Origin of the sequence: Streptomyces sp. NPDC046862, from assembly GCF_040704615.1 — a bacterium.
GTDB lineage: Bacteria > Actinomycetota > Actinomycetes > Streptomycetales > Streptomycetaceae > Streptomyces.
The window spans coordinates 108,903-132,968 of record NZ_JBEYXP010000016.1 but is presented as its reverse complement, the minus strand read 5'-3'; the positions used below and the strand labels follow the sequence as shown (position 1 = coordinate 132,968).

Below are 24,066 nucleotides of genomic sequence, written 5' to 3'. Positions count from 1 at the left end.
AAGGCGGAGGCCAAGGCATGCGGCATGGTGGCAGAACGGCATTGGTGACCGGCGGGGCACGTGGCATCGGCCTGGAGATCGGACGGCAGCTCGCGGGCCGGGGACTGCGGGTCCTGGTCGGGGCGCGGAAACGGGCGGCCGCCGAGGAGGCGTGCCGCCTCATCGGCCCGGCGTCCCTGCCACTGGCCCTGGACGTGACCTCCGCGACGAGCGTCGGGGAAGCGGTCCGGGAGGCACGGGAACTGACCGGCGGGATCGACGTCCTCGTGAACAACGCGGGAGTGTCACTGGACGGTGATCTGCGGCCCCCGTACCTCGACGAGGACGTCCTGCGCGCGACCCTGGACACGAACCTCACCGGCGCCTGGCGCGTCGCGGAGGCCGTCGTCCCGGGCATGGTGGAAGCCGGCTACGGCCGGATCGTGAACGTCACCAGTTCGTACGGTTCGCTGGCGCTGATGGACTCCGGACGGCACCCCGCCTACCGGATCTCCAAGACGGCGCTCAACGCCCTGACCCGTATGCTCGCGGCCGAGCTGGCCGGCACGGGTGTCCTGGTCAACGCCGCCGACCCCGGCTGGACCCGCAGCGACATGGGCGGCCCTTCCGCCCCGCGCGGTCCCGAGGAGGGGGCGGACACCCCGGTGTGGCTGGCGACCCTTCCCGAGGGCGACGCGACGACGGGCGGCCTGTTCGCCGACCGCGGTCCACTGCCCTGGTGAACTTCCTCAGGTCCGCGAGGTGGCCGGCTACGCCGGCTTCTGCTCGGCGGCGACGATGCGCAGTGCCAGCTCCCTGACCGCCTCCAGCACGGACCGGGAAGGCAGCTGGGACAGCGGTCCTCCCTCCGCCCGCAGCGCGGTGACGAGCATGGTCGTGCTGATCAGCGTGCGGACCGCGAGCGCCTGTGTGGCGTGCCGGGCCTTCGCCGCCCGGGGGCTGCGCGTGGTGCTCTCGGGCAGATAGTCGTAGCCACGCTGGATGTGGCGCTGCTCGAACTCGTCCCGCAGCACCTTGACGCTGCCGTTGGCGGAGGCGACCTGGACCTGGTAGAGGCGGGCCTCATCCGGGTTCTGCTCCACCCAGTCCCACACGGCGTCGATGACGCGGACCAGGCCCTCGGCATCACCTGGCTCGGACTCCGGCCGGGCCGCCTCCACGACCGCGTTCAGCTGGTCGAAGACCCGCCGCATGGCGAGTTCGAGCAGCTCCTCCTTGCCGTCGAAGTGGTAGTAGACGGCCGTGGGCACCACCTGGGCCTCGTCCGCGATGTCCTGAATGCTGGTCTCCGCGAATCCGTTGCGGCCGAACACCCGCACGGCGGCGGTGATGATGTGCTGCCGCCGCGAGGGTCGGTGGGCGGGCTGCTTGCCGTTCTTCGTGGTGGCCATCATGCTCCCTGCCGACTGCCGATGACCCCGCGTCCTCGGGCCCTGCGTACTGACGATTGTATCCAGTAACTCCCACCCGCCGTCCGCATAATTCCTGCTGTTTGCGTGCCTCTGGACCACCGGGGCCACGGCATACTTGACATCATGACGACATCCGGAACCCGCGCCGCTCACCGTCCGTCGCGCAGGCAGTGGGTGATCGAGGCAGCCACGGAGTTGTTCGCCACCCAACCGCCGGACGAGGTGACGGTGGCCGACATCGCCGCTCGAGCGGAGATGACCTCGGCGGCGGTGTACTACCACTTCTCCTCCAAGGACCAGGTCCTCGCGGAAGCCATGCGGATGTTCGCCACGGCGTTGCGGGAGCAGTTGGAGGCACTCACTCAGGCCCATGAGCCGGGCTCGGGCATGGGGACCGCGGTCACCGGGCTGCTGGCCTGGCTTGGCGAACACAGGTCCGCCGCCACCGTGTTCTTCGTGTCGTCGGCCGGCATGAGCCAGGAAGCGGAGACGCTGCGGCAGGAGAGCCGTACGGAGTCGCTGAACGAGCTGGTGCGGCTGATCCGCAAGGCCCGCGAGTCCGTCTCCGACGCGGAGGCGGCGGTGATCGGCCTGGGCCTGCTGGCTCTGCTGGAGACCGCGGCGATCTCGCAGGTCCGTGGCGACGACGTCTACCGGTCGCTGGGACACCGCTCCTTCGTCCGCGAGGTCGGCGACCTCGCGGAGCGGATCGCCGACCGGGCCCCGTAGCGGGCGGCTCACACCAGCAGGCGAAGGGGCTTGCTCAGCAACTCGTCCACCGTGCGCAGGAATTCGGCGGCGGGTGCCCCGTCGACGGCACGGTGGTCGAAGGTGAGGCTCAGCGTGAGCACCCGCGTCCGCAGTGGCCTGTCCTCCACCCACTCGACACCGTCCCGGAGCCTGCCCACTCCGAGTATCGCGACATTGCCGGGGTTGATCACGGGGGTGAAGAAGTCGACGCCGTAGCCGCCGAGCGAGGTGACGGTGAAGGTGGCCCCTTCCAGTTGCGCGGGCGAGATCCGCCCCTCGCGAGCGGCCTCGGCCAGCGACCTCGACCGGCGGGCGATCTCGGGCAGAGACAGGGCCGGCGCGTCCTCGATCACGGGGACCATGAGGCCGCCCGGGACGGCCACCGCGAAGCCCAGGTGGATGCCGTCGAGCAGATGGACGCCGTCCTCCCGTACCGTCGCGTTGAGCAGCGGGTGCTCGCGCAGCGCGAGGGCAGCAGCCCTCAGCAGGAAGTCGTTGATGCTGGGCACCGGCAGTTCGCTGTCGGCCCACTCCTCCTTGAGCCGGTCCCGCAGGGACACCACGGCGTCCATCCGCACCTCAAAGCCGTGCGTGAGCTGGGCCATCTCCTGGAGGCTGGCGTGCATCCGGCGGGCGATGGTGCCGCGCATACCGGTGAACGGGAGGACGTCGCCGGGCCGGGGGACCCCGTTCCGGCGGACCGGCGCCGGAGTGACGGCGTCGAGGTCGGACCTGCGGATCCGACCGCCCGGCCCGGTACCGTTCACGTCGGAGAGGTCGATGCCGCGCTCCTTCGCCAGCTTGCGGACCAGCGGCGAGGAGGCTGTGCCGCCCGCCGGGACCGGCGCGACGAGGTCGCCCGGGAGGGTCGCGAGGAACTCCTCCACGTCCTCGGAGACGATCCGGCCACCCGGCCCCGTGCCGCGTACGGCGGTGAGGTCGACGTCGGCGGCATCGGCGACCCGCCGGGCGTTGGGTGAGGACAGCAGCCGCCCAGTGGTGCCTTTGGCCGAGGGCGCCGCGATGGTTCGGCCGGAGTCGGGAGCCGCACCACCGTCGCCGGGGGCAGCCGCGGCGGCGCCCCGGGCGTCGGGGGCCGTAGCGCCACTGCCGGTGTCAGGAGGAGGAGCGCCGTTCCCCGGCGCGCCCATCGCCTGCGGTGGCTGCTCGCCCTCGGCCAGCAGCCAGCCGATGAGGGCCCCAGCCGGGACGGTGGCTCCCGCCGGGACCACCGGGTGGAACAGTCCCCCGGCCTCCGCCTCGACGTCCACGTCGACCTTGTCGGTGGCCAGCCGCAGCAGCGCGTCTCCTTCCGCGACGGCCGCGCCGACGGGCACCAGCCATTCGTCGATCGTGCCTTCCTGCATGGTCAGACCGATCTTCGGCAGCAGAACCTCGACCGCCATGTCGGTCACGACCTTTCGAGCAGGCGCCGGCAGCCCTGGGCGATGCGGGCGCGGTCGGGCACGTACGCCTTCTCCAGGACCGGCGAGAAGGGCACCGGGGCGAAGGGGGCGCCGATGCGCAGGACCGGCGCGTCCAGGTGGTCGAAGGCGGCGTCCTGGATCTGGGCGGCGATCTCCGCTCCGAGTCCGCCGAAGGTGACGGCCTCGTGCACCACGAGCACCCGGTTCGTGCGGCGGACGGAGGCGAACATCGTCTCGGTGTCCAGCGGCTGCACGGTGCGGGGGTCGATCACCTCGACCTCGACGCCCTCGGCCGCGAGCTCGTCCGCCGCCGCGAGGGCCTCCCCCACCATGCGGCCGAGGGCTATCACGGTGACGTCGGAGCCGTGCCGCGCGGTGTGCGCCCGGCCCAGCGGGATGCCGTAGATCTCCTCGGGTACCTCGCCGGTGCTGCCGAGCAGCACCTTGTTGAGCATGACGACGACCGGGTTGTCGTCCCGGATGGCGGAGACGGTCAGGCCCTTGGCGGTGTAGGCGTCGCACGGCATCACCACCTTGAGGCCGGGCACGTGGGCCAGCCAGGCCTCAAGGCTCTGGCTGTGCTGTGCCGCGGCGCCGAGGCCCGCGCCGGAGGCGGTGGTGATCGTGAGCGGCACGGACAGCGCGCCGCCGAACATGTACTTCATCTTCGCCGCCTGGTTGACGATCTGGTCGAGGCAGACGCCGATGAAGTCCATGAACATCAGGTCGACGACGGGGCGCAGCCCCCGGGCGGCGGCTCCCACGCCGAGTCCGACCAGGGCGGCTTCGGAGATCGGGGTGTCGATCATGCGGCGGGGGCCGAACTCGTCGAGCAGGTTGTCGAACATCCGGAACACGCCGCCGTATCCGGCCACGTCCTCGCCGGCGACGAAGACGTTCTCGTCCTCGCGCATGGCCTGCGCGAGACCCTCGTTGAAGGCCTTGACGTAGGTGAGTTTCCGCGTGGTGAGGGCCGGTGCTTCGGTGGTGGTGGTCATGGCGGTCATCCCGAGTAGACGTTGAGCAGCAGGTCGGCGGGGTCGGGCAGCGGGCTCGCCTCGGCGTAGGTGATGGCGTCGGCGATCTCCTCGCGCGTGCGCAGCCATACGTCGTCCAGCTCCGCGCGGGTCGCGGTGCCGTCGGCGATCGCGCGGGCCTCGATCAGGTCGATGGGGTCGCGGGCCTTCCACTCGGCGACCTCCTCGTCCGAGCGGTAGGGGTGACGCAGCCCCTTGACGCCCTGGTGGTCGAAGTAGCGGTAGGTCTTGGCCTCGATCATCATCGGACCCGCGCCGGACCTGGCTCGTGCGACGGCATCGGTGGCGGCGCGGTGGACGGCGACCGCGTCCATGCCGTCGACGATCACGCTGGGCATGCCGTAGGCGGCCGCCCGGTCGGCGACGTCGGTGAGCAGCATGTGCCCGGACTGCGGGGTGAACTCTGCATAGCCGTTGTTCTCGCAGACGAAGACCACGGGCAGGCCCAGGATGGCGGCCATGTTGGCGCCCTCGTGAAAGGCACCGATGTTGGTGGCGCCGTCGCCGAAGAAGGTCACGGCGACGCTGTCCTCGCCCTTGTAGCGGGCGGCGAAGGCGGCGCCCACGGCGATCGGGACCCCGGCCCCGACGATGCCGTTGGCGCCGAGCATGCCGCGGGTGAGGTCGTTGATGTGCATGCTTCCGCCGCGGCCGAGACAGGCCCCGGTGCTGCGGCCGTACAGTTCGGCGTACATCTCACGGAAGCCGACACCCTTGGCCACGGCGTGCCCGTGGCCGCGGTGGGTGGAGGTGATCTGGTCATCGTCGCGCAGGGCCGCCATCACGCCGGCGGCCACGGCTTCCTGGCCGACATAGAGGTGCAGGAAGCCGGGCAGTCTGCCTGCCTCCATGAGCTTTCCCGCCTCGCTCTCGAACAGCCGGATGCGCACCATGCGCTCGTGCAGGTCCTTGATGACCTGCGCGCTGACCTGCGCGGATTTCTTCGACGCTGTGGACGCTCGTTGAGCCATCGTCCGCCCCTTCGCCCGAGGGAGGTTGCCGAGCAATCGGACTTACTTATGCCGGTCTACAGTAACCAGCCTTCGGCACCTTACTGAACAGCGTCTCTAATTACTATGCCTCACGCTGGAGTCGCCTCCCCGCTCGTCCACCAACTCCACGGTGTTGCCCTCGGGATCCACCCAGAAGCTGATCCGCCGACCGCGCGCCGGGACCACGACGGGGTCCGACAGAGGCCGGGCACCCGCGGCCGGAAGCGCCGCCACCACCGGGTCCATGTCGTCGAGATGGAAGGTGAGGTACGACAGCCCGGGACGCCCGGCCGACCAGGGCGCCGCGTGGGCCGACACCGGCGCCGACCGGGGAAGGACCAACTTGACGCACCCTCCGGAGGGCACCCGCAGCCAGACGACGACCAGCTCGCCCCCGAGCCCGGCCGGGCCCCCGACGGACGCCGGTACGCATGAGCGGCGCTCGGCGCGACAGCCGATCGCGTCGCGGTAGAAGCACTCCATCAGCTCCAGGTCCCGCACCACCAAACCCACCTCGAACGGCAGGGTCATGACCATCACACCCACCCCCACGCGACGCCGAGCGGCGACTTCGACACTTTCTATTGACAGAGCACACTAAGTGCTGTTGCAGTTTCGGACACAGCCCAGCTGTCGCGTTCCGAAGCCGGTCACCGGCTCGCGGCTGGGAGGATTGTGAGGACATGGTGGTCCAGACCAGTTCACCGGAGATTCGGGAAGCAGGCGCCGAGCGCAGGTCACCGGGCTCCGCCCGCCCCGCCCCCTCAGCCCCCTCAGCCCCCGAATACTCGTCGTGGATCAGCCAGGACCGGTCCACGGACGCGGCGTCCGTGACGATGCGCCGGGAGGCCGCCGAACTCGTCGAGCGTGTGATGACGCACTACCGCGACAACACGACGCACGAGGCGGACGGCCAGTGGACGGAACCCGTGGCCAACTACCTCGACGCCGACCGCTGGCAGCGCGAGATGGATACCGTCCACCGGAGCGTCCCGTTGCCGCTCGCGATGTCCTGTGAGCTTCCGGGGCCGAACACCTACAAGGCGATCGACGTGCTCGGCATCCCCGTGCTGATCACTCGCGACCGGCAGGGCACCGTGCACGCGATGATCAACGCCTGCCGGCACCGGGGGGCCAAGCTCCTCGAACCCGGCTGCGGGGTGTCGAGGCGGCTCACCTGCCCGTACCACTCCTGGTCGTACGACCTGGCCGGAGAGCTGCGGGGCGTCTACGCGGAGAAGACCTTCGGCGATGTCCCGCGCGAAGGCCGCGGCCTGGTCAGGCTCCCGGCCGGGGAGCGAGCGGGGATCGTCTTCGTCTCGCTGGACCCGGCCGCCGAGCCCGACCTGGACGACTGGCTGGGCGATCTGCGGCCCCTGCTGGAAGGCCTGCGGCTGGCGGAGTGCCACCACTTCTCCACCAGCGAGCTGACCAGCCCCAACTGGAAAGTCACCCTCGACGGGTATCTGGAGACCTACCACTTCGCCTCGCTGCACCCGAAGACGGTGTTCGAGACGAACCTCTCGAACATGATGGCCCACGACACCTGGGGCCCCCACCAGCGCATCGCACCGGCCCTGCGACCCATCGCTCAGGCGGTCGAGCTGCCTGCGGACCGGCGCGACCCCGGGGACTGCGTCGGACCCATCTACTGGCTCTTCCCGGGCCTCGCGATCGCCGGCGGCTGGCGCCAGAAGATCGCCGTCTCCCTGGTACTCCCCCGCACGGCGACCGAGTCGGTGACCCAGCAGATCATCCTGCTGCGGGAACCGGCGGTCACCGAGGAGGAGCGCGAAGCCGCCGACCGGTTCGGCGCATGGTTCCACGAAGTGGTCCGCGACGAGGACTACGCGACCACCTACGGAGTCCAGCAGGGCCTCAACGCCCTCGACGGGACCGACTTCGTCTTCGGACGCAACGAGCCCGGACTCCAGCACTTCCACCGCACCATCCACGCACACCTGGAACAGGGCGCCACCGGCGCGAGAGCCGCCAGGTGAACAACCAACCACACTCGCGGGAGAACACCATGGTGGCTACGGGCAGCCTCGACGGACGTGTCGCGGTGATCACGGGCAGCACGCGCAGCATCGGCCGCGCCATCGCCGAGCAGTTCCTGGCCGACGGCGCCACGGTCGTCGTCAGCGGCCGCAGCGACATCAAGGGCAAGCAGGCCCTGGAGGAGATGGGCGCCGGGGACCGGGCCGTCTTCCACCCCTGCGACGCCGGCAGCCAGGAGGACATCGAGGGCCTCGCCGACTTCGCCGCCGAGCGCTTCGGCAGACTCGACATCTGGGTCAACAACGTGGGCGGCAGCGCCGGCTTCGCCCCGATCCACCAGCTCAGCGACGAGGCATGGCACGACGCCCTCAACCTGAACGTCAACAACTACTTCTACGGCACCCGCCGGGCGCTGCCGAAGATGCTGGAGAACGGCTGGGGCCGGATCATCAACATCTCCTCGGTCGAGGGCAAGCAGGCCAACAAGCCCGCGATCAGCCACTACATCACCAACAAGCACGCCATCCACGGACTGACCAAGGCGACGGCCTTCGAGTACGGCACCCAGGGCATCACCTGCAACGCCATCTGCCCCGGTGCCGTCGACACCGACCTGATGCGGGCCGCGGGACCGGCCGCGGCGGAGGCCGAGGGCATCAGTTACGAGGTCTGGCTGAACCGTTTCGCCGAGCACGCGGCCACCAAGCAGATCACCACGGTGGAGCAGATCGCGGCCGTCGCCTCGCTGCTCGCGAGCGACGCGGGGGCGGGTATCACCGGCGCGCTGATCAGCGTCGACGGCGGAACGGCACAGTGGTAGGCCCCGGCGGAACCGGGACGGACAGCGGGAGAGCTTCGGCCATGAAGAGCTGGATCACGGACTGGCAGCGCAGTGAGCGGCTGCCGCACTACACCCGGGCCAACGCGGGCGAGACCCTGCCGGACCCCGCCAGCCCACTGGGCTGGACCCTGGTCTGGGGGCGGGGTCTCATGGGCTGGCGTCGTGGTTTCGTGGGGTTCGGCATCTACCGGGAGGAGGAGGTGGCCGGCTCCCGACCGCCGTTCGTCGGCATGTTCGGCGGCCACTTCTACCTCAACCTGTCCCACATGCGGCTGTTCGGCATCCGCATGGGCCAGACGGCCGACCAGATCGACGCTGCCTTCGTCGGCCAGCGCTCCGACACACCGCTGTACGTGGCGCATCCCGACGACCAGGACGAGGAGCTGACCGCCAAGGCGGGCGCGACGCTGCAGCGGATGCTCGGCCAGGCCGGCTTCCCCGAGGCCGACGCCGACCGGGAACGGCTGCGGGCGCTGCGCCGCTCGCGACCCGATCTGACGCAGCTCTCCGACGCCGAACTGGTGGCGCACGCACGGTCGTTGCTGGACGAGGTGGAGACGACCTTCCAGCGGCACGTCGAGTCGTCGCTGCCCGCGTCCGTGGGACCGGCGATCCTCGGACCGTTGTGCGCGAGTGTGGACCGCCCCGGCGCCATGCTCGACCTGATCGGCGGTCTCGGTGACGTCGACTCCGCCTCCCCCTCGACCGGACTGTGGACGCTCTCCCGCCAGGTGGCTGCCTCGGCGGAGCTGAGCGCGCTGTTCGACCGGGGTCCGGCCGCCGTGGAGCGGGCGCTCAGCGATGCGACCGGGGACGTGAAGGCGTTCCGTGACTCCTTCGAGGAGTTCCTGGCGGAGTCCGGCGACCGCGGCCCCAACGAGTGGGACATCCACGCGCTGTCCTGGGAGGCGGCGCCCGTCCAGGCGCTGGCCCTGGTCGACCGGATCCGGCACAGTCCCGACGACGACTCCCCCGCCGCTCGGCGAGCCCGGCTGACCGAAGGGCGTGAGCGGACGGCACGGGAGATACGGGCCGCGCTGCCCGAGGACGCGCAGCCCATGTTCGACGCCGGCATGCACGCCTCGCAGGTGTGGATCCCGGCCCGCGAGCGCACCAAGGCGAACTGCGTCACCGTCGTCAACGAGATCCGCATGGCGGTACGGGAACTCGGCCGCCGCGGCGTCGAGGCGGGGCTCTTCGCCCGGCCCGAGGACGTGATGATGCTGCTGGAAACCGAACTCGACGACTACGTGGCCGCCCCGGAGTCCTTCGGCCCGGTGATCGCGCGGCGGCTCGACGAGTACGCGACCCTGCACGAGCTCGAACCGCCGTTCTTCGTCGCCGAGGACGCGCAGACCGAGATAGGCAGGTGGCCGCGACGCGCCGAGGAGCGGACCGCGGTGGCCGTCGAGGGTGATGTGCTCGGTGGTGTGGGTGGCAGCCACGGCACGTACACCGGAAGGGTGCGTGTGGTCACCGACCCGGCCTCGTGCGAGGCGCTGGAGCCCGGTGAGGTGCTGGTCGCGCCGATCACGGACGCGGCCTGGACCCCGCTGTTCCTGGTCGCCGGGGCGGCCGTCGTGGACGTGGGCGCGCTCAACAGCCATGCCGTGGTGGTCTGCCGGGAGCTGGGTATCCCGGCCGTCATCTCGGTCGAGGGCGGGACACAGCGTCTGCGGGACGGCATGGTGATCACGGTCGACGGCGACAAGGGCACGGTCACCGTGGACAGCACGCCGGCCGCACTCGGCGGCTGAGGAACGTGTGGGCCCGCCGCTCCCCTTGACGGGGCGGCGGGCCCACGGCCATGACCGCGAAGGGAACACCCCATGGCAGAGGAAATCATCGTCGCCGGCTGGATGGACTACGAGCCCGGCGACCGCGACAGGATGCTCGACCATCTGGTCGTGCTGGGAGCCCGGACCCGTGAGGAGGAGCCGGGCTGCCTGGACTACGCGATGACCGCGGACCCGGGCGACGAACGGCGGATCCGGGTGTACGAGCGGTGGGCCTCCCAGCAGGCCCTCGACGAGCACTTCACCACGCCGCACATCAAGGACTTCCGGGCTGCCGTGTCGGGGCTGACCCGGGCCGGGGTCTCCTTGCGGGCCCACACCGTGGCCTCGTCACGGGCCATGCGCTGATCCGTCCAACCGCACCAGCATCTTGCCGACGTTGCCGCCGGCGAGCAGGAACAGCAAGGCCCCCGCGGCGTTCTCCAGGCCGTCGACGACCGTCTCCCGGGCGGTGATCCGGCTCTCGGCGAGCCAGCCCGCGACCCGCTGCTCGAACTCCGGCCGCAGGTCGTCGTGGTCACGGACGATGAAGCCGCGCAGCGTCAGCCGCTTCAGCACCGCCTGGATCAACTGGTTGATGTCCGCGGACCGCCGGTCGCCGCCGAACTGCGACATCATGCCGCACAGGGCGACCCGGCCACCGGTGCGCAGCGCGTGCAGTGCGGCGGCGAGCTGCTCACCGCCGACGTTGTCGAAGTACACGTCGATGCCGTCGGGCGCCAGCCGGGCCAGCGCGTCCCGCACCGGCTCGGCCCGGTAGTCCGCGGCCGCGTCATAGCCGAACTCCTTGACCAGCAGGGCGCACTTGTCCGGCCCTCCGGCGGTCCCGATGACACGGTCCGCGCCCAGCAGCCGCGCGAACTGGCCGGCGGCGGTGCCGACGGCGCCCGCTGCCGCTGACACGAAGACGGTGTCGCCCGCACGCAGCTGCGCGATCCGGGTCAGGCCCACGTACGCGGTGAACCCGGTCTGCCCGAGCAGGCCCAGCCAGGTGGGCAGCGGGGCGCGTCGGGGGTCGATGCGGCCCGCGCCGTCGGTGTGCGCCGCGTCCAGCACGGCCCGCTCCCGCCAGCCGAGCTGATGGCGTACGTACGTGCCCGGCGGCACCGAGGCACAGCGGCTCTCCTCCACGACACCGAGGGCTCGGCCGTCGAGCGGCGAGCCCGGGGTGAAGTTGTGCGTGTAGTGCTTCTCGGTGCTCTCCAGGCGCCCGCGCATGGACGGGTCGACGCTCATGTAGAGGTTGCGCACGAGCAGTTGCCCGTCCCCCAGGAGTGGCAGCGGGCGTTCCTCGACGGCGAAGTCGCCGGGGACCGGTTCTCCGTCCGGTCGGCGCACCAGACAGACCACCCGGGTGGTACGGGGCGTCACCGGGGTCACTCCTCCGGCTGCCGGCTGGCACGACGCTGGGCGAGGCGGCCCACCCAGCCGGCCATCTGGAGGTCGGCGTGGCGCAGTTCGCCCGACTGCCACCGGGCCTGGAAGTCGAAGACGCCCCGCGCCCCGGTCCTGGGGTCGGTCACCTCGACCAGTCCGTCCTCGGTGAGCCGGTACACATGCCCGGTCAGAGGGTGGATCACTTGCTTGGACATGGGTCCTCAACTCTGCACTCGGCGGCGCACGCCGCGCTTGGTCACGGTCACCGGGCCCTCGACCCGGAGCCGGCAGGCGAGCCGGGTCAGGCCGTCCACCGGCCTGCGCAGGGCCTCGATGCCCTCACGTTCCAGCGCGCCCACCGGGGAACAGTTCTCCACGCCCTCCTCCACCTGGACGAAGCAGGTCCGGCACGTGCCCTTGCCGCCGCAGACGGTGGGCCAGCGGTAGCCGAGCCGCTGGGCAGCGGTGAACAGATCCTCACCGTCGAGGACTTCGAGCTCGACGCCCAGGGGCCTGACCGCCACCCGGTGGGTCACTTCTCCATCCACCGGTCGAGCGTCCGGTTGAAGTGGCGGATGCGGCTCTCCTGGTAGTTGGCCAGTGTGATGCCCGGCTTGCGCATGGCCTTCAGGCCCTGCTGGACGTAGGGAAGGTTCTCGCAGTCCTGGTCGAAGACGGGTCCGAGGACACCGAGTTCGGGAATGTCGGCGAAGAGCATGTCCTCCGGCACCCAGCGGATCTTCGCGGGGGGCGGCAGCTCGCCGGGCTGCTTCGGGGACGACATGAAGATGATCTCGGCGGTGCAGGAGTCGGGGTCGAGGCCGTTGGGCCGGAACCGGTAGATGATGTTCGACTTTGCGCCGCCCCAGGGGTTGAAGTTGGGGAACAGCAAGTAGTTGATGGCGTCCAGCAGTTCGGTGTCCGGGGTGTTGGAGAAGTCCGCTTGCGAGGTGGCCGCCAGTTGCGCGCGCATCCGCTCGGCGAGGACCTGGCGGGCGGTGCCGCCGGGCGGGATCGCCGGAAGGTCGTCACCGTCCTCTCGCACCAGGTCACGGCCCTGGGCGGCGGCGTAGAAGGCGCGCGAGTCGTAGAAGGTCTCCAGGACGTCCTCCTCCGTCACCGAGTCCGCCACGTGCGGGCTGGGCGCGCCCTGGATGTTGATCATGCGGTTCCAGTTCGGCTGGTCCGCCATGACGTCGTACTGCGAGTTGGCGTCGGCGAGCCACGGCAACATCTGCGGATGTGTGGCGATCACATGGAAGGACTCGATGAACGCGTCCTGTGCGACCTTCCAGTTGCAGGGCAGCACCTTGGCGATGTGCAGCGACTTGTAGCGGTCCTCCAGCGGCCAGATGTAGTAGTCGTCGAAGGTGCCCCGGTAGCTGTCGAAGGACTCGGCGTACGGGTCCATGTTGATGAAGACGAAGCCGCGCCACGTGGCCACCTGTGCCTCGGGGAGTGCGAACTTCTCCGGGGTGACGTGCGGGAAGTCCCAGGCGCAGGGCGGGCTCTGCATCGTGCCGTCGAGGTTCCATGCGAAGCCGTGGAACGAGCAGCGGAACTCGCCGACGTTGCCGCCGCCGGTGCGGAGTTTGCGTCCGCGGTGCAGGCAGACGTTGACGAAGGCACGGATCTCGCCGGGGGCCGTGCGGACGACGATGAGGGAGTCGTCTCCGATGTCGTAGACCTCGTGGTCGCCGACCTCGGGAATCTCGCTCTCCAGGCAGGCGAACTGCCAGACGCGCCGCCAGACCTGCCGCATCTCGCGTTCGGCCCATGCTCGGGAGGTGAAGCGGGCGGTGTCGATGTCCTCGCTGCCGAGGTAGTCGTTGCGCTCGTACCTCAGGGCGGGGGGAACGGGGCGGCTGTCCTGGTCGAGGTAGTCCTGGACGCTGGGCCCGGGGCACCGCGCCGTGCCCAGCTCCGACGTTTCGTCCATCATGTCTCCTCCGGCAGAAACTTTAGAGTGAGTGTAGTTACCGGTTGCAGCCGGGAGCAACACTCACGTCGGCGGTGGAGCCCGTCTCTTCCGAGGTCACCCTGCCATTTCCGTATGATCCAGGAATTTCTTGCGGCGTCCCCCTCCCCAAGGCCACCGGGGCATGTCACACTCCGAGCCACTTGAGGCTGTAGTTCCTCATAAGTTTCTCCGTTTCGGGACGATCTCTGCCCGCCCCGACCCGCGCCCCGCGGCGTTCCTGCTCGCGGGGCGACACAGAATCGATCCGCCTGAACGGAGCCGACCACCGCGGACGCGACACCGACGCGAGCGGCGGCAGCGCAGGCGACACACCCCGGGAGTACTCGACGATGAGTTCCAGACACCGTCGCGCGGCCCGCCGCGCCCTCACCGCGATCGCCCCTGCCACCTCCCTGCTCGCCCTGGCGGCGTGCGGCACCGGCACCACTCCATCCGCCGACTCGACGCAGGCGGCGGCGCCCGCCTCCCCCGGCCTGACGGCGGCCCGCGCGGCCCTGGCGAAGTACTCCGAGCGCCCGGACACGATCTCCGTGACCCAGCCCGTCGGCAGGAAGATCCCCAAGGGCAAGAAGATCGACTTCATCCTCTGCGGCGTCCAGTCCTGCAAGGACCTCGCCGACTTCTTCACCGAGGCCGCCGGGGAACTGGGCTGGCATGTGAAGCGGATCGCCACCCAGGGCACCCCGGAGTCCGTCCAGGCCGCCTACGAACAGGCCGTACGCGACAAGCCGGACGCCGTCGTCGCCTCCGGTTTCCCGCGCGCCGTGTACGCGAAGCAGCTGGCACAGCTGAAGGCGGCCGGCATCCCCGTCATCCAGTCGAACGCCGACGACGTGGTGGGCAAGGGAGTCTCCCTGCTGAAGAACGGGCCGAAGGACGTGGGAATCCAGGGCCAGATGCTCGCTTCATGGGTGGTGTCGAACAGCGGCGCCAAGGCGAACACCGTCTACTTCGACCTCCCGGCCTACACGATCCTCAAGCCCGTCAAGGACGCCTTCGCGGCCAAGTACAAGGAATGGTGCGAAGGTTGCGCGCTGGATCAGGTGGACGTGCCGATCACCGCGGTGGGCAAGGACATGCCGGACCGGGTGGTGTCGTACCTCCGGTCGCACCCGAAGGTGACCCATGTCGTCTTCTCCCTGGGCCTGCTCAACGTGGGTGTGCCGACCGCGCTGAAGACCGCGGGCATCACCGGCAAGCACATCGTCGTCAACGTCGGTGACGCGCAGAACTACCAGTACATCCAGAGCGGACTGACTGACGGCGCGATGGCGCTGAACTCCCACGAGACGGCCTGGCTCCAGGTCGACGCGCTGGCCCGGCACTTCACCGGCGGCTCCATGGCCGTGGATCAGAAGGCGGCGCTTCCCAACATGCTCGTCACCAAGGACAACCTGCCCTCGGCCGACGGCGACTTCCCGATCGTCGAGGACTACCAGAAGCAGTTCAAGGCGCTGTGGGGGCTGATTTGACCGGGCCGGTGCTCCGGGTGGCCGCCCTGTCGAAGAGGTTCGGCGGCACCCAGGCACTCGAGGACGTCGACCTCGAGGTCGCGCCCGGCGAGATCCACGCCCTGATCGGGCCCAACGGCTCCGGCAAGTCCACCCTCATCAAGATCCTCGCCGGTTACCACCACGCGGAGCCGGGTGCGGTGGCCGAACTGGACGGCGAACCCTTCGGCCTCGGCCAGGTCACCGCTTCCCGGCACGACCGGTTGCGCTTCGTGCACCAGGAGCTGGGACTGGTGGGCGAGTTGAGCGCCATCGACAACCTCGCGCTCAGTCACGGCTTCGCCCGCACGGCCCTCGGCAACATCCGCTGGCCGGAGATGGAACGGCGGACGACCGCGCTCGTCGAACGGTTCGGCCTCGGTATCGACGTGCGCCGGCCCCTGGCGACGGCAACCCCGGTCCAGCGCACGGTGGTGGCCATCGCCGCCGCGCTGCAGGGCTGGGAAGGCCGCCGTGGTGTCCTGGTGCTCGACGAGCCCACCGCTGTACTGCCGCCCGGCGAGGTGGCCCGCCTGTTCGACATCGTGCGGGAGATCCGCGACGCCGGCGCCTCCGTCCTGTACGTCTCGCACCGGATGGACGAGATCTTCGCACTCGCCGACCGGGTCACCGTGATCCGCGGCGGACGCCGGATCGCCACGCGCCCGATCGCCGAGCTCACTCCGCGTTCGCTGGCAGAGCTGATGGCGGGAGAGGAGATGGAGACCGAGCACCGTCCCCCGCCCCCTTCCGGGTCTGCCGACTCCGTGCTGGAGGTCCGCGACCTGTGGGCCGGGCCCCTGCGGGGAGTCGGCTTCGACCTGGCCAGGGGCGAGCGCCTGGGCATCACCGGTCTGGTCGGCTCCGGCCACGAGATCGTGCCGTACGCGGTGTGCGGGGCCCTTGCCGGGCGGGTGAGCGGCAGGCTGCGGTTGCCGGGACACTCCGAGCGGTGGACGCAGGCGCGTGACGCCGACGGCCTGGGCCTTCCCCTGGTCCCGGCCGACCGGGCGGGCGAGGGAGTGATCGGCGATTTCTCGGTCGGCGAGAACCTGACCCTGCCCTTGCTGGACCGGCTGCGCGGTCGTTCCGGGCGGCTGCGCCGCCGCCGCGAGTCCGCCTTGACGGAGGACTGGATCCGGCGGGTCGGCGTGCGAACCGCCGGCCGCCATCCGGCCGGCGCCCGGATCACCACACTCAGCGGCGGCAACCAGCAGAAGGTCGTCGTGGCCCGCTGTCTGGCCCAGCGCCCACCGGTGCTGGCGTTGTGCGAACCCACTGCCGGTGTGGACATCGCCACCCGCCTGCAGCTGTACGAGCTGATAGAGCGTCAGACCGATGACGGCATGGGCGTCATCGTGTCCTCGTCCGACACGCAGGACCTGCTCGCGCTGTGCACCCGGGTCCTGGTGGTGCGGGACGGCCGGATCGCACGGGAGATCAGCGGCCGGGAGGTCACCGAGTCCGCACTCGTGCACGCCATGGAAGGAACCGAGTGACATGAGCCATGGAAGGAACCGACTGCCATGACGTCCACCCCGACCCGGGCGGCGGAACTCCCGCCGTCCGCACCGGAGAGATCCGCGGTGTCCGTACCGGGAACAGCGGTCCGACGGGCGGCGGCGGCCCTGTCGTTCCGGAACATCGGCGCCGTGTACGTGTGGCTGGTCATCGTCGTGCTCTTCTCCGTCTGGGCGCCGGACACGTTCCCGACCGCCGTCACGGTCAAGCAGGTACTGAACGGCAACGCCGTGGCGGGCCTGGTCGCACTCAGCGTCGTACCGCCGCTGGCCGCACGTGTCTTCGACCTCTCGATCGCCTACACCATGTCACTCACCAGCGTGCTGACCGCGCGGTTCCTGGTCTCCGCCGGACTCGGGCCCGGCACCGCCATCGCCCTGGCGATGACCGCCGCGCTGCTGATCGGAGTCGTCAACGGAATCGTGGTGGTGGTCCTGCGCGTCGACTCGTTCATCGCCACCCTGGCCACCGGCGCGCTGATCCAGTCCCTGATCACCATGGTCACCGACGACAGCTCGATCACCGGTGTGCAGCTCCTCGCCAAGCCGTTCGCGAACATCGCCCAGCTGGACGCGGGCGGCGTCACCCTGCCGGTGCTGTATCTGCTGCTCGCCGCCCTCGCCATCTGGTTCCTGCTGGAACACACCGCCACCGGGCGCCGGCTGTACGCCACCGGCTTCAACGCCGACGCGGCCCGGCTGCAGGGCGTGCGCACCGACCGGCTGCGGTTTCTGACCCTGGTGGCCTCGGCACTGCTGTCCGGTTTCGCCGGCATCGTCTTCGCGTCCTCGGTGGGATCCGGATCACCGACCGCGGGCACCCCGTATCTGCTGTCGGCCTACGCCGCCGCGTTCGTCGGCGCGACCCAGTTGCGCGCGGGCCGCTTCAACGCCTGGGGAACGGTACTGGCGGTCCTCCTGCTCGGCACGGGCATCACCGGACTCGGGCTCGCCACCAGCGCGCAGTGGGCCGCGAGCCTGTTCACCGGCTCGGTCCTCATCGTGGCGTTGGTCCTCACGGGTGGCCGTATCGCCCTGCCCGCCGTTCTGCGCCGCCGGACGGGGACCCGTTCGGAGGGAACTACCAGCAAGGAGATCCGAGGATGAAGGCTGTGCAGTACCGGCGGGTGGGGCACGCCCCCGAGGTCGTAGAGGTCCCGGTGCCCGAACCCGGCCCGGGCCAGGTGCTGCTGAAGGTGACGGCGGCGGGGCTCTGCCACTCCGATCTGGCGGTGATGGGCTGGCCCGGGGAACAGTTCCCCTACGCCCTGCCGATGACCCTCGGGCACGAGGGCGTCGGGACGGTGGCGGCGGTGGGCACTGGTGTCACCGCCGTGGCGGAGGGCGAGGCGGTGGCGCTGTACGGCCCGTGGGGCTGCGGGCGCTGCCACCAGTGCGCCGAGGGCAAGGAGAACTGCTGTCCGCACGCCGCGGGGCTCGGCATCATGCCGCCGGGACTCGGCTCCCCCGGTGCCCTGGCGGAGTACGTCGTAGTGGACTCGCCCCGTCACCTGGTGCCGTTGAACGGACTCGACCCCGTGCAGGCCGCGCCCCTCACCGACGCCGGGCTGACCCCGTACCACGCGATCCGCAGATCGCTGCCGAAACTGCTGCCGGGCAGCACGGCGGTGGTGATCGGTGTCGGCGGTCTGGGGCACATCGCCGTGCAGTTGCTCCGCGCCCTGACCCCGGCCCGGGTGGTCGCCCTCGACGTGGGCAAGGAGAAGCTGGAGCTGGCACGCGAAGTCGGTGCCCACGAGACGCTGCTCTCCGACAGCGAGGCAGCCGCACGGATCCGGGAACTCACCGGCGGTACGGGAACGGAGGTCGTCCTGGACTTCGTCGGCTCCGAGGCGACCCTGGCCATCGCCGCCGCATCGGTGGCGGTGGCGGGCGATGTCACCGTCGTCGGCCTCGGCGGAGGCACCCTGGCCGTCGGCTTCGGGGGCGGGCTGCCGTTCGAGGTGTCGGCCTCGTTCCCCTACTGGGGCAGCCGCACGGAACTCATGGAGGTCATCCAGCTCGCCCGACAGGGTCTCGTGCCCTGCCACGTCGAGACCTTCACCCTGGAGCAGACGCCCGAGGCGTACGAGCGTTTGCACGCCGGAGACATCAACGGCCGCGCGGTGGTGCTGCCGCACGGCTGAGCCCCGCTTCGTACAGGACCGGCGCCCGACTCGCTCAGGCGCCGGCCCTGTACGGCGTGTCCACCGCCCGCTCCACACAGCGCCGCAGCACCGTCAGGAACTCCGGTGTCCGCCACGGCCCCACGTCCACGCGGCCGGTGTCGTCCACGCCGAGGTCCTGTATGTCGTAGCGGCCCCGGCAGTGCCCGAGGGTGAAGTAGCAGACCTCGCCGAGGCCGCGCCGCTTGAGGTACAGCACCGGTCGCGGCTCCTCGTCGAGGGCCGCCGTGTCGCCCTCGGCGAAACCGCGGCACGGCCCCGTGTACTCGGTGTGCAGCAGGACTTCCAGGTCCCCGTGCAGCTCGCACACGTACAGCTCGTCGGTGACCGTGAACGGTCCGATCCCGGCGACCAGCGGATGCTCGGGCCGGGTCACCTTCACTTCGTACGGCCCGATGGGCGGGTGGGCCAGGAACTGACTGCCGAGCGCCTGCGCCACTTCCCCGAGGAGCCGTGGAGTGGTGAACACCCTCGGGCCGCCACCCGTCGGCGGTTCGATCACCGCGTTGGTGCCGTGCAGGGCGAGCCAGCGCCCGCCCCGCTCGACGAAACGCGTCAGTGCGGCCCGCTGGGCCGGGCGGGGCCGGACGTCGCAGGTGTAGGTGACCAGCAGGTCGGCCCGGTCGAGGGCGGCCACGCAGTCGTAGTCCTGGTACACCGTGGTCCGCACTCTCGGGTGCTCACCGAGCAGTTCCAGCAGCCGCAGCCGCGCGTGGTCGAAGTCGTGCCAGCGGCCACCACAGACCATGACGGCGTCCAGGCGGCCGGCGGGGCCCGCCACGGCTCAGTACTGGACGCGGGTGAGGAGCCCGCCGTCCACCACGAGGTTGACCCCGACGCAGAAGGAGCCGGTCCGCCCGAGCAGGAACGCCACCGCCGCGGCCACGTCCTGAGCCGTGCCGTAGCGGCCGATCGGCAGTTTGGCGAGCACCTCCTCGTACACCTCCGGCCGGCTGGTGCGGATGGTCTCCCAGGCGCCGCCGGGGAAGTCGATGGGGCCGGGCGAGACGGTGTTGACGCGGATGCCCTTCGGTGCAAGGGCGTGCGCGAGGGCGGAGGCGTGCTGGACGACGGCCGCCTTGAGCGCGGAGTACGAGTTCGCTCCGGCCGGGCGCGCGGTGTCGGAGGCGTTGGTGGTGCCGATGGCCACGACGGCGGCCCGGTCGGAGGCCTCCAGGTGGGGTAGGGCCGCTTCGACGAGTCCCGCGAACGGGATCAGGTCGCCGCGCAGACTGGCCTCCCACGACTCGGGGCCCTTGACGTTTCCCGCCGACACGTTGGACACCAGCAAATCCAGGCCGCCGAGTTCACCGGCCGCCCGCTCCACGAAGCCCGCGAGGGCCGCCGGATCGGTGACGTCAACCGGCTCCGCGAACACCGTGGCCCCCTCACCGCGCAGTTCGGCGGCGGCCTTGGCCAGCCCTTCCTCGCCCCGGGCGCACAGCGCCAGCACGCAGCCCTCCGCCGCGAGAGTTCCGGCGACCGCCCGGCCGATGCCCCGGCTCGCACCGGTCACCAGCGCCCTCGCGCCCGTCAGTCCCAGATCCATCGATCTCACTCCTTTGTGATTGCCGACACGGCCCCGGCCACTCAGGTGCCGGGAATGTCCCTTCAGTTGCCGGGCAGTTGCGAGAACGGCGCCCTGTCCGCCCGCGGCTCCGGCGGCAGTTTCAGCACCCGCTCGCCGATCAGGTTGCGCTGGATCTGATCGGTGCCTCCGGCCAGCCGGTAGCCGGGGGCGCCAAGGAGATGCTGGGTCCAGGCGAAGGTGCCCGGTTCCCCGGTGTCGGCGCTGATCCGCGCTCCCATCAGCTCGGCGGCGAGCTGTCCCGTGCGGGTGAGCAGGTCGGAGGCCATGAGTTTGGTCAACGACGCCTCCGGACCCGGCCGACCGCCGGCGACGCTCGTCCGGGCCACGCGCTCGACGGTGGCCGCGCGCAGGGCGGCGCGTATGTACAGGTCGGCGAGGCGTTGGCGGACCAGCGGGTCCTGGGTGCGGCCGAGGGAGCGGGCGAGGGCGAGAACGTCCGGGAAGGTGCCACCCTTGCGGCGGTTGGCGCTGCCGGAGGCGGTTCGCTCGAGTGCGAGGGTGGTGGTGGCGACCTCCCAGCCCTGGCCCGGTCGCCCGACCCGCAGGCGGTCCGGGACGCGTACGCCGCTGAGGAAGACCTCGTTGAAGGATGCGCCGCCGCTCATCTGACGGATGGGGCGCACCTCGACTCCGGGGGCGTCCAGAGGGACCAGGAAGGCGGTGATGCCGGCCTGTTTGACCACGTCCGGGTCGGTGCGGGCGAGCAGCAGACCGTAGTCGGCGAACTGGGCTCCCGAGGTCCACACCTTCTGACCGTCGATCACCCAGTCCCCGTCCTCCCTCCGGGCTCGGGTGCGCAGGGCCGCGAGGTCCGATCCGGCACCGGGCTCGCTGAACAACTGGCAGGCCAGCAGGTCGGTGCGCAGGAACGCGCGTGCGTGGTCGCGGCGCTGCTCGGCCGTCCCGAACAGCGAGACGGCCATCGCGACCAAGCGCACGGTGACGCTGATCAACTCGGTGGACGGCGGCACCTCGAAGGCGGACTCCTCCTCGGCGAAGACGGCCGCGTGAGCGGCGGTCAGGCCCGCGCCGCCCTTGTCCGCGGGGAGGGTCAGCGCCTGGTAGCCGGCGTCGAAGCGGGCCCGTTGGTAGACGCGGCAACGCTCCAGCAGCAGGCGCTCCTCGTCCTCGGGAAGGTTGTGGAACACGGCGAAGTCGGCGGTGTCACCGGCGGATCCGGTCGCCCGTGCGGGTTCGAGCGCGGTGGCCAACCACTGCCGGGCCTGTGCGCGCCATGCCTCCGGGTCGGGCTGGGACATGACTCCTCCTCTGGCACTTACCAGACGACAGATTCAGTAACGACTATCGGCACTTGCGCAGTCCTGACCACAGAATCATGCGGAAATACCTCCGTCCGGGATCAGAGTGTTCCGCACTTTCTTGATAAACGCTACAGTCTCAGCATCCCCTCTCCGTTGAATCGGGAGAGGACCGAGGAGCCGCCGGAGGAGCCATGTCGCTGCTGCCACTCGACCGTCGCGCCCACGAGACACCCGACGAGCCCGCCCTGGCGGACGACCTGGGCGTGCTGTCCTGGTCCGGCCTCGCCGACCAGGTGGCGCGGGCGGCGGCACGGCTGTTGGAGTTGGCGCCCGGACCCGACGACCGTGTCGCCGTCCTCGGCGACAACGCGATCCCGACGCTGGTGGCACATCTGGCAGGCCTGCACGCCGGTGTGGGGACCGTGGCCACATCCCGGAACCTCACCTCCGGCGAGCTCGTCGACCAGATCATCGACGCGGGCGTGACCGGGATCGTCGCCGGCCCCATCGGCGCGGGCACCGCCCTCGACGCGGCCCGGGAACTGGGGCTACCGCTGGTGATACACGGGACCACGGCGATCGGGCACGCCTTCGACTGGGACCTGTGGCTGGCGGCCGCACCCGCCGGACGGACCGCAGCGACCGACCGGCCCGCCCGGCCCCCGCTCGTCTACACCTCGGGAACCACCGGACGGGCGCGCGGCACCGAGGTGCGCTGGGTGAGCGTTCCGGTCGCCGACGCCTCCGCCTACCTCGCCGCGATGTCCGCCCGCCCCGGATTCCCTCCGGGACCACACCTGGTGTGCGGCCCCCTGCAGCACAACGCGCCGCTGACCTCGCTGCGGCACCTGGCGGCCGGTCAGCCGGTGGTCGCCCTCGGCAGATTCGACGCACAGGCGTTCCTCAGCAGTGTGCAGAAGTGGCAGGTCACCTCGACCGTGATGGTGCCGACCCACTTCCAACGGCTGCTCGCCCTTCCGGAAGAGGTCCGCGCCCAGTACGACGTCTCCAGCCTTCGGCAGGTCTCCCACACCGGCTCCGCATGTCCGCCGGACGTGAAGCGAGCCATGATCGACTGGTTCGGGCCGGTGCTGACCGAGTCGTACGGCGCCAGCGAGGCGGGAACCGTGGCTCGCATCAGCAGCGCCGAGTGGCTGGCTCACCCCGGCTCGGTCGGGCGTGTCCGGCCACCGTTCGAGGTCCTGGTCACCGATGAGGACGGCAGGCGACTGCCGCCCGGCGAACGCGGGCTGCTGGCCTTCCGCGCGCCGGATGACCACGGCGTCCGCTACCACGCGGACCCGGACAAGACCAGGGCCGCCTATCTCTCCCCCGGCGTCTTCACGCTCGGCGACATCGGCTATGTCGACGCCGGCGGCTACATCTTCATCACCGACCGGGCCGCGGACGTCGTGGTCTCCGGCGGGGTCAACCTCTACCCGGCGGAGAGCGAGGCCGTGCTGCGGCAGCACCCGGCGGTCGCGGAGGTCGCGGTCATCGGCGTGCCCGACCCGGACTTCGGTGAGTCCCTGCGGGCGCTGGTCGTGGCGGCGGACGAGCCGCCAGCCGATGAGCTGGACCGGTTCTGCCGCGAGCACCTGGCCGCCTACAAGTGCCCGAAGTCGTACGAGTTCGTTCCCGAGCTCCTGCGCAACGCCATGGGCAAGCTCGACAAACGCGCGATGCGGCGACCCTACTGGAGCTCGGAACGGACCATCGCCGGCTGAGCCACCCCCGCCCACCTCTCCCACGCACCAAGGACCATCCATGACCGAACTCCTCCTCGTCCGGCACGGCCTCCCCGTGGCGGGTGTGTTCGACCCGGAGCTGTCGCCGGAGGGCACCGTCCAGGCCGAACGCCTCGCCGCCTGGCTCGCGCACGAGGGCGTCGACGCCCTGTACTCCAGCCCGTTCCGGCGTGCCCGCGAGACAGTCGCGCCCTTGGAACGGCTCACCGGCATGACCGCCACCGTCCTCGACGACCTGCGCGAGTGGGACACGGACGTGTCCCAGCCCTACACACCGCCGGAGCAGATCGGCGCGGGCGATCCCCGGGCGGCGGCTCTCGCCGAGGGACGCTTCGAGGACTTCGTGCCCGACCTGGACTGGGACGCCTTTCGCGCGCGTGCCGTGCGGGCCATGGACACCATCCTCGACGCCCATCCCGGCGGGCGGGTCGCGGCCGTGTGCCACGGCGGCATCACCAACACCTACCTGGCGACGGTGCTCGGCCTGCCCCGGATGTTCTGGTTCCATCCCGGCTACACGTCCGTCAGCCGGGTGCGGCGCATGCCCGGCGGCCGGATCGTCCCGCACTCGGTGAACGAGATGGCCCACATGATCGCCGAACGCGCCGTCGACTCGGTCGCCTGACCTCGCCCCACACCCCAGGAGGTTCCGGTC

24 protein-coding genes are annotated in these 24,066 nt (G+C 70.8%); 12 read left to right on the top strand and 12 right to left on the bottom strand.

The features are described 5' to 3' along the window. Positions 1-44 precede the first annotated feature (44 nt). A complete protein-coding gene (locus tag AB0959_RS19920; RefSeq protein ID WP_366827735.1) occupies positions 45-722 on the top strand; it encodes an SDR family NAD(P)-dependent oxidoreductase in 678 nt (225 codons plus the stop codon). Between the two features lie 27 nt (positions 723-749). On the opposite strand, the gene AB0959_RS19915 is transcribed toward AB0959_RS19920, so the two are convergent. Continuing rightward, entirely contained in the window at positions 750-1,394 is a 645-nt protein-coding gene (locus AB0959_RS19915; RefSeq protein WP_366827734.1) for a TetR/AcrR family transcriptional regulator, read from the bottom strand. 141 nt (positions 1,395-1,535) lie between these two features. On the opposite strand from AB0959_RS19915, the gene AB0959_RS19910 reads away from it, so the two are divergent. Then, positions 1,536-2,141 (top strand): helix-turn-helix domain-containing protein, encoded by a 606-nt coding sequence (locus AB0959_RS19910; protein WP_366827733.1) that lies wholly within the window; start codon positions 1,536-1,538, stop codon positions 2,139-2,141. Positions 2,142-2,149: 8 nt separating this feature from the next. On the opposite strand, the gene AB0959_RS19905 is transcribed toward AB0959_RS19910, so the two are convergent. The 4 genes from AB0959_RS19905 to AB0959_RS19890 form a co-directional block, all read right to left on the bottom strand. Beyond that, a complete protein-coding gene (locus AB0959_RS19905) occupies positions 2,150-3,568 on the bottom strand; it encodes a 2-oxo acid dehydrogenase subunit E2 (protein ID WP_366827732.1) in 1,419 nt (472 codons plus the stop codon). Between the two features lie 5 nt (positions 3,569-3,573). Further along, positions 3,574-4,587 carry an alpha-ketoacid dehydrogenase subunit beta gene (locus AB0959_RS19900; protein WP_366827731.1) on the bottom strand — a complete coding sequence of 338 codons (1,014 nt, stop codon included), beginning with the start codon at positions 4,585-4,587 and terminating at the stop codon, positions 3,574-3,576. Between the two features lie 5 nt (positions 4,588-4,592). Further along, positions 4,593-5,597 carry a thiamine pyrophosphate-dependent dehydrogenase E1 component subunit alpha gene (locus AB0959_RS19895; RefSeq protein ID WP_366827730.1) on the bottom strand — a complete coding sequence of 335 codons (1,005 nt, stop codon included), beginning with the start codon at positions 5,595-5,597 and terminating at the stop codon, positions 4,593-4,595. A 96-nt stretch (positions 5,598-5,693) separates the two neighbouring features. Further along, a complete protein-coding gene (locus AB0959_RS19890; RefSeq protein WP_366827729.1) occupies positions 5,694-6,149 on the bottom strand; it encodes a VOC family protein in 456 nt (151 codons plus the stop codon). A 152-nt stretch (positions 6,150-6,301) separates the two neighbouring features. Here AB0959_RS19890 and AB0959_RS19885 point away from each other — a divergent pair, with 152 nt between their 5' ends. From AB0959_RS19885 to AB0959_RS19870, 4 genes are all read left to right on the top strand, one after another. Further along, positions 6,302-7,618: an aromatic ring-hydroxylating dioxygenase subunit alpha gene (locus AB0959_RS19885; RefSeq protein ID WP_366827728.1), complete on the top strand. Its 1,317-nt coding sequence runs from the start codon at positions 6,302-6,304 to the stop codon at positions 7,616-7,618. Between the two features lie 29 nt (positions 7,619-7,647). Then, entirely contained in the window at positions 7,648-8,439 is a 792-nt protein-coding gene (locus AB0959_RS19880; protein ID WP_366827727.1) for an SDR family NAD(P)-dependent oxidoreductase, read from the top strand. 41 nt (positions 8,440-8,480) lie between these two features. Beyond that, on the top strand, positions 8,481-10,217 hold the full coding sequence (locus tag AB0959_RS19875; RefSeq protein WP_366827726.1) for a PEP-utilizing enzyme: 1,737 nt from the start codon (positions 8,481-8,483) through the stop codon (positions 10,215-10,217). Between the two features lie 72 nt (positions 10,218-10,289). After that, positions 10,290-10,604 (top strand): putative quinol monooxygenase, encoded by a 315-nt coding sequence (locus tag AB0959_RS19870; RefSeq protein ID WP_366827725.1) that lies wholly within the window; start codon positions 10,290-10,292, stop codon positions 10,602-10,604. Here AB0959_RS19870 and AB0959_RS19865 read toward each other — a convergent pair. The 4 genes from AB0959_RS19865 to AB0959_RS19850 are packed head-to-tail and all read right to left on the bottom strand — an operon-like array spanning position 10,587 to position 13,575. After that, a complete protein-coding gene (locus AB0959_RS19865; RefSeq protein WP_366827724.1) occupies positions 10,587-11,627 on the bottom strand; it encodes an NADP-dependent oxidoreductase in 1,041 nt (346 codons plus the stop codon). The two genes, AB0959_RS19870 and AB0959_RS19865, sit on opposite strands and share 18 nt — an antisense overlap. Before the next feature lie 5 nt (positions 11,628-11,632). Beyond that, the gene (locus AB0959_RS19860) at positions 11,633-11,848 is read right to left on the bottom strand and encodes a transposase (protein ID WP_366827723.1); all 216 of its coding nucleotides are present in this window, start codon (positions 11,846-11,848) and stop codon (positions 11,633-11,635) included. A 6-nt stretch (positions 11,849-11,854) separates the two neighbouring features. After that, entirely contained in the window at positions 11,855-12,181 is a 327-nt protein-coding gene (locus AB0959_RS19855; RefSeq protein ID WP_366827722.1) for a 2Fe-2S iron-sulfur cluster binding domain-containing protein, read from the bottom strand. Next, positions 12,166-13,575: an aromatic ring-hydroxylating dioxygenase subunit alpha gene (locus tag AB0959_RS19850; RefSeq protein WP_366827721.1), complete on the bottom strand. Its 1,410-nt coding sequence runs from the start codon at positions 13,573-13,575 to the stop codon at positions 12,166-12,168. The genes AB0959_RS19855 and AB0959_RS19850 overlap by 16 nt, the downstream gene beginning before the upstream one ends. Positions 13,576-13,943: 368 nt before the next feature. On the opposite strand from AB0959_RS19850, the gene AB0959_RS19845 reads away from it, so the two are divergent. The 4 genes from AB0959_RS19845 to AB0959_RS19830 are packed head-to-tail and all read left to right on the top strand — an operon-like array spanning position 13,944 to position 18,771. Continuing rightward, positions 13,944-15,086, top strand: a complete 1,143-nt coding sequence (locus tag AB0959_RS19845; protein ID WP_366827720.1) for a substrate-binding domain-containing protein — start codon at positions 13,944-13,946, stop codon at positions 15,084-15,086. Further along, positions 15,071-16,603, top strand: coding sequence for a sugar ABC transporter ATP-binding protein (locus AB0959_RS19840; protein WP_366827719.1), 1,533 nt, complete (start codon positions 15,071-15,073; stop codon positions 16,601-16,603). The genes AB0959_RS19845 and AB0959_RS19840 overlap by 16 nt, the downstream gene beginning before the upstream one ends. A 27-nt stretch (positions 16,604-16,630) precedes the next feature. Further along, complete coding sequence (locus tag AB0959_RS19835) at positions 16,631-17,731, top strand: ABC transporter permease (RefSeq protein ID WP_366827718.1); 1,101 nt, start codon at positions 16,631-16,633, stop codon at positions 17,729-17,731. Then, positions 17,728-18,771 carry an NAD(P)-dependent alcohol dehydrogenase gene (locus AB0959_RS19830; RefSeq protein WP_366827717.1) on the top strand — a complete coding sequence of 348 codons (1,044 nt, stop codon included), beginning with the start codon at positions 17,728-17,730 and terminating at the stop codon, positions 18,769-18,771. The genes AB0959_RS19835 and AB0959_RS19830 overlap by 4 nt, the downstream gene beginning before the upstream one ends. A 34-nt stretch (positions 18,772-18,805) precedes the next feature. Here the strand turns inward: AB0959_RS19830 and AB0959_RS19825 are convergent, their stop codons facing one another. The 3 genes from AB0959_RS19825 to AB0959_RS19815 all read right to left on the bottom strand — a co-directional run bounded on the left by AB0959_RS19825 (position 18,806) and on the right by AB0959_RS19815 (position 21,660). Next, complete coding sequence (locus tag AB0959_RS19825) at positions 18,806-19,591, bottom strand: ThuA domain-containing protein (RefSeq protein WP_366827716.1); 786 nt, start codon at positions 19,589-19,591, stop codon at positions 18,806-18,808. A 3-nt stretch (positions 19,592-19,594) separates the two neighbouring features. Next, complete coding sequence (locus AB0959_RS19820; protein ID WP_366827715.1) at positions 19,595-20,359, bottom strand: SDR family oxidoreductase; 765 nt, start codon at positions 20,357-20,359, stop codon at positions 19,595-19,597. A 62-nt stretch (positions 20,360-20,421) separates the two neighbouring features. Further along, a complete protein-coding gene (locus tag AB0959_RS19815) occupies positions 20,422-21,660 on the bottom strand; it encodes an acyl-CoA dehydrogenase family protein (protein WP_366827714.1) in 1,239 nt (412 codons plus the stop codon). A gap of 194 nt (positions 21,661-21,854) precedes the next feature. Here AB0959_RS19815 and AB0959_RS19810 point away from each other — a divergent pair, with 194 nt between their 5' ends. Both AB0959_RS19810 and AB0959_RS19805 read left to right on the top strand, forming a co-directional pair. Continuing rightward, the gene (locus AB0959_RS19810; protein ID WP_366827713.1) at positions 21,855-23,390 is read left to right on the top strand and encodes an AMP-binding protein; all 1,536 of its coding nucleotides are present in this window, start codon (positions 21,855-21,857) and stop codon (positions 23,388-23,390) included. Between the two features lie 40 nt (positions 23,391-23,430). After that, positions 23,431-24,036, top strand: coding sequence for a histidine phosphatase family protein (locus AB0959_RS19805; RefSeq protein WP_366827712.1), 606 nt, complete (start codon positions 23,431-23,433; stop codon positions 24,034-24,036). Positions 24,037-24,066: the final 30 nt, after the last annotated feature.

Excerpts from the sequence above, each read along its gene's own strand:
- AB0959_RS19915 (WP_366827734.1), bottom strand. The coding sequence starts at position 1,394 with ATGATGGCCACCACGAAGAACGGCAAGCAGCCCGCCCACCGACCCTCG.
- AB0959_RS19910 (WP_366827733.1), top strand. The coding sequence starts at position 1,536 with ATGACGACATCCGGAACCCGCGCCGCTCACCGTCCGTCGCGCAGGCAG.
- AB0959_RS19905 (WP_366827732.1), bottom strand. The coding sequence starts at position 3,568 with ATGGCGGTCGAGGTTCTGCTGCCGAAGATCGGTCTGACCATGCAGGAA.
- AB0959_RS19900 (WP_366827731.1), bottom strand. The coding sequence starts at position 4,587 with ATGACCACCACCACCGAAGCACCGGCCCTCACCACGCGGAAACTCACC.
- AB0959_RS19895 (WP_366827730.1), bottom strand. The coding sequence starts at position 5,597 with ATGGCTCAACGAGCGTCCACAGCGTCGAAGAAATCCGCGCAGGTCAGC.
- AB0959_RS19890 (WP_366827729.1), bottom strand. The coding sequence starts at position 6,149 with ATGACCCTGCCGTTCGAGGTGGGTTTGGTGGTGCGGGACCTGGAGCTG.
- AB0959_RS19885 (WP_366827728.1), top strand. The coding sequence starts at position 6,302 with ATGGTGGTCCAGACCAGTTCACCGGAGATTCGGGAAGCAGGCGCCGAG.
- AB0959_RS19880 (WP_366827727.1), top strand. The coding sequence starts at position 7,648 with ATGGTGGCTACGGGCAGCCTCGACGGACGTGTCGCGGTGATCACGGGC.
- AB0959_RS19875 (WP_366827726.1), top strand. The coding sequence starts at position 8,481 with ATGAAGAGCTGGATCACGGACTGGCAGCGCAGTGAGCGGCTGCCGCAC.
- AB0959_RS19870 (WP_366827725.1), top strand. The coding sequence starts at position 10,290 with ATGGCAGAGGAAATCATCGTCGCCGGCTGGATGGACTACGAGCCCGGC.
- AB0959_RS19860 (WP_366827723.1), bottom strand. The coding sequence starts at position 11,848 with ATGTCCAAGCAAGTGATCCACCCTCTGACCGGGCATGTGTACCGGCTC.
- AB0959_RS19850 (WP_366827721.1), bottom strand. The coding sequence starts at position 13,575 with ATGATGGACGAAACGTCGGAGCTGGGCACGGCGCGGTGCCCCGGGCCC.
- AB0959_RS19845 (WP_366827720.1), top strand. The coding sequence starts at position 13,944 with ATGAGTTCCAGACACCGTCGCGCGGCCCGCCGCGCCCTCACCGCGATC.
- AB0959_RS19835 (WP_366827718.1), top strand. The coding sequence starts at position 16,631 with ATGACGTCCACCCCGACCCGGGCGGCGGAACTCCCGCCGTCCGCACCG.
- AB0959_RS19830 (WP_366827717.1), top strand. The coding sequence starts at position 17,728 with ATGAAGGCTGTGCAGTACCGGCGGGTGGGGCACGCCCCCGAGGTCGTA.
- AB0959_RS19820 (WP_366827715.1), bottom strand. The coding sequence starts at position 20,359 with ATGGATCTGGGACTGACGGGCGCGAGGGCGCTGGTGACCGGTGCGAGC.
- AB0959_RS19815 (WP_366827714.1), bottom strand. The coding sequence starts at position 21,660 with ATGTCCCAGCCCGACCCGGAGGCATGGCGCGCACAGGCCCGGCAGTGG.
- AB0959_RS19810 (WP_366827713.1), top strand. The coding sequence starts at position 21,855 with ATGTCGCTGCTGCCACTCGACCGTCGCGCCCACGAGACACCCGACGAG.
- AB0959_RS19805 (WP_366827712.1), top strand. The coding sequence starts at position 23,431 with ATGACCGAACTCCTCCTCGTCCGGCACGGCCTCCCCGTGGCGGGTGTG.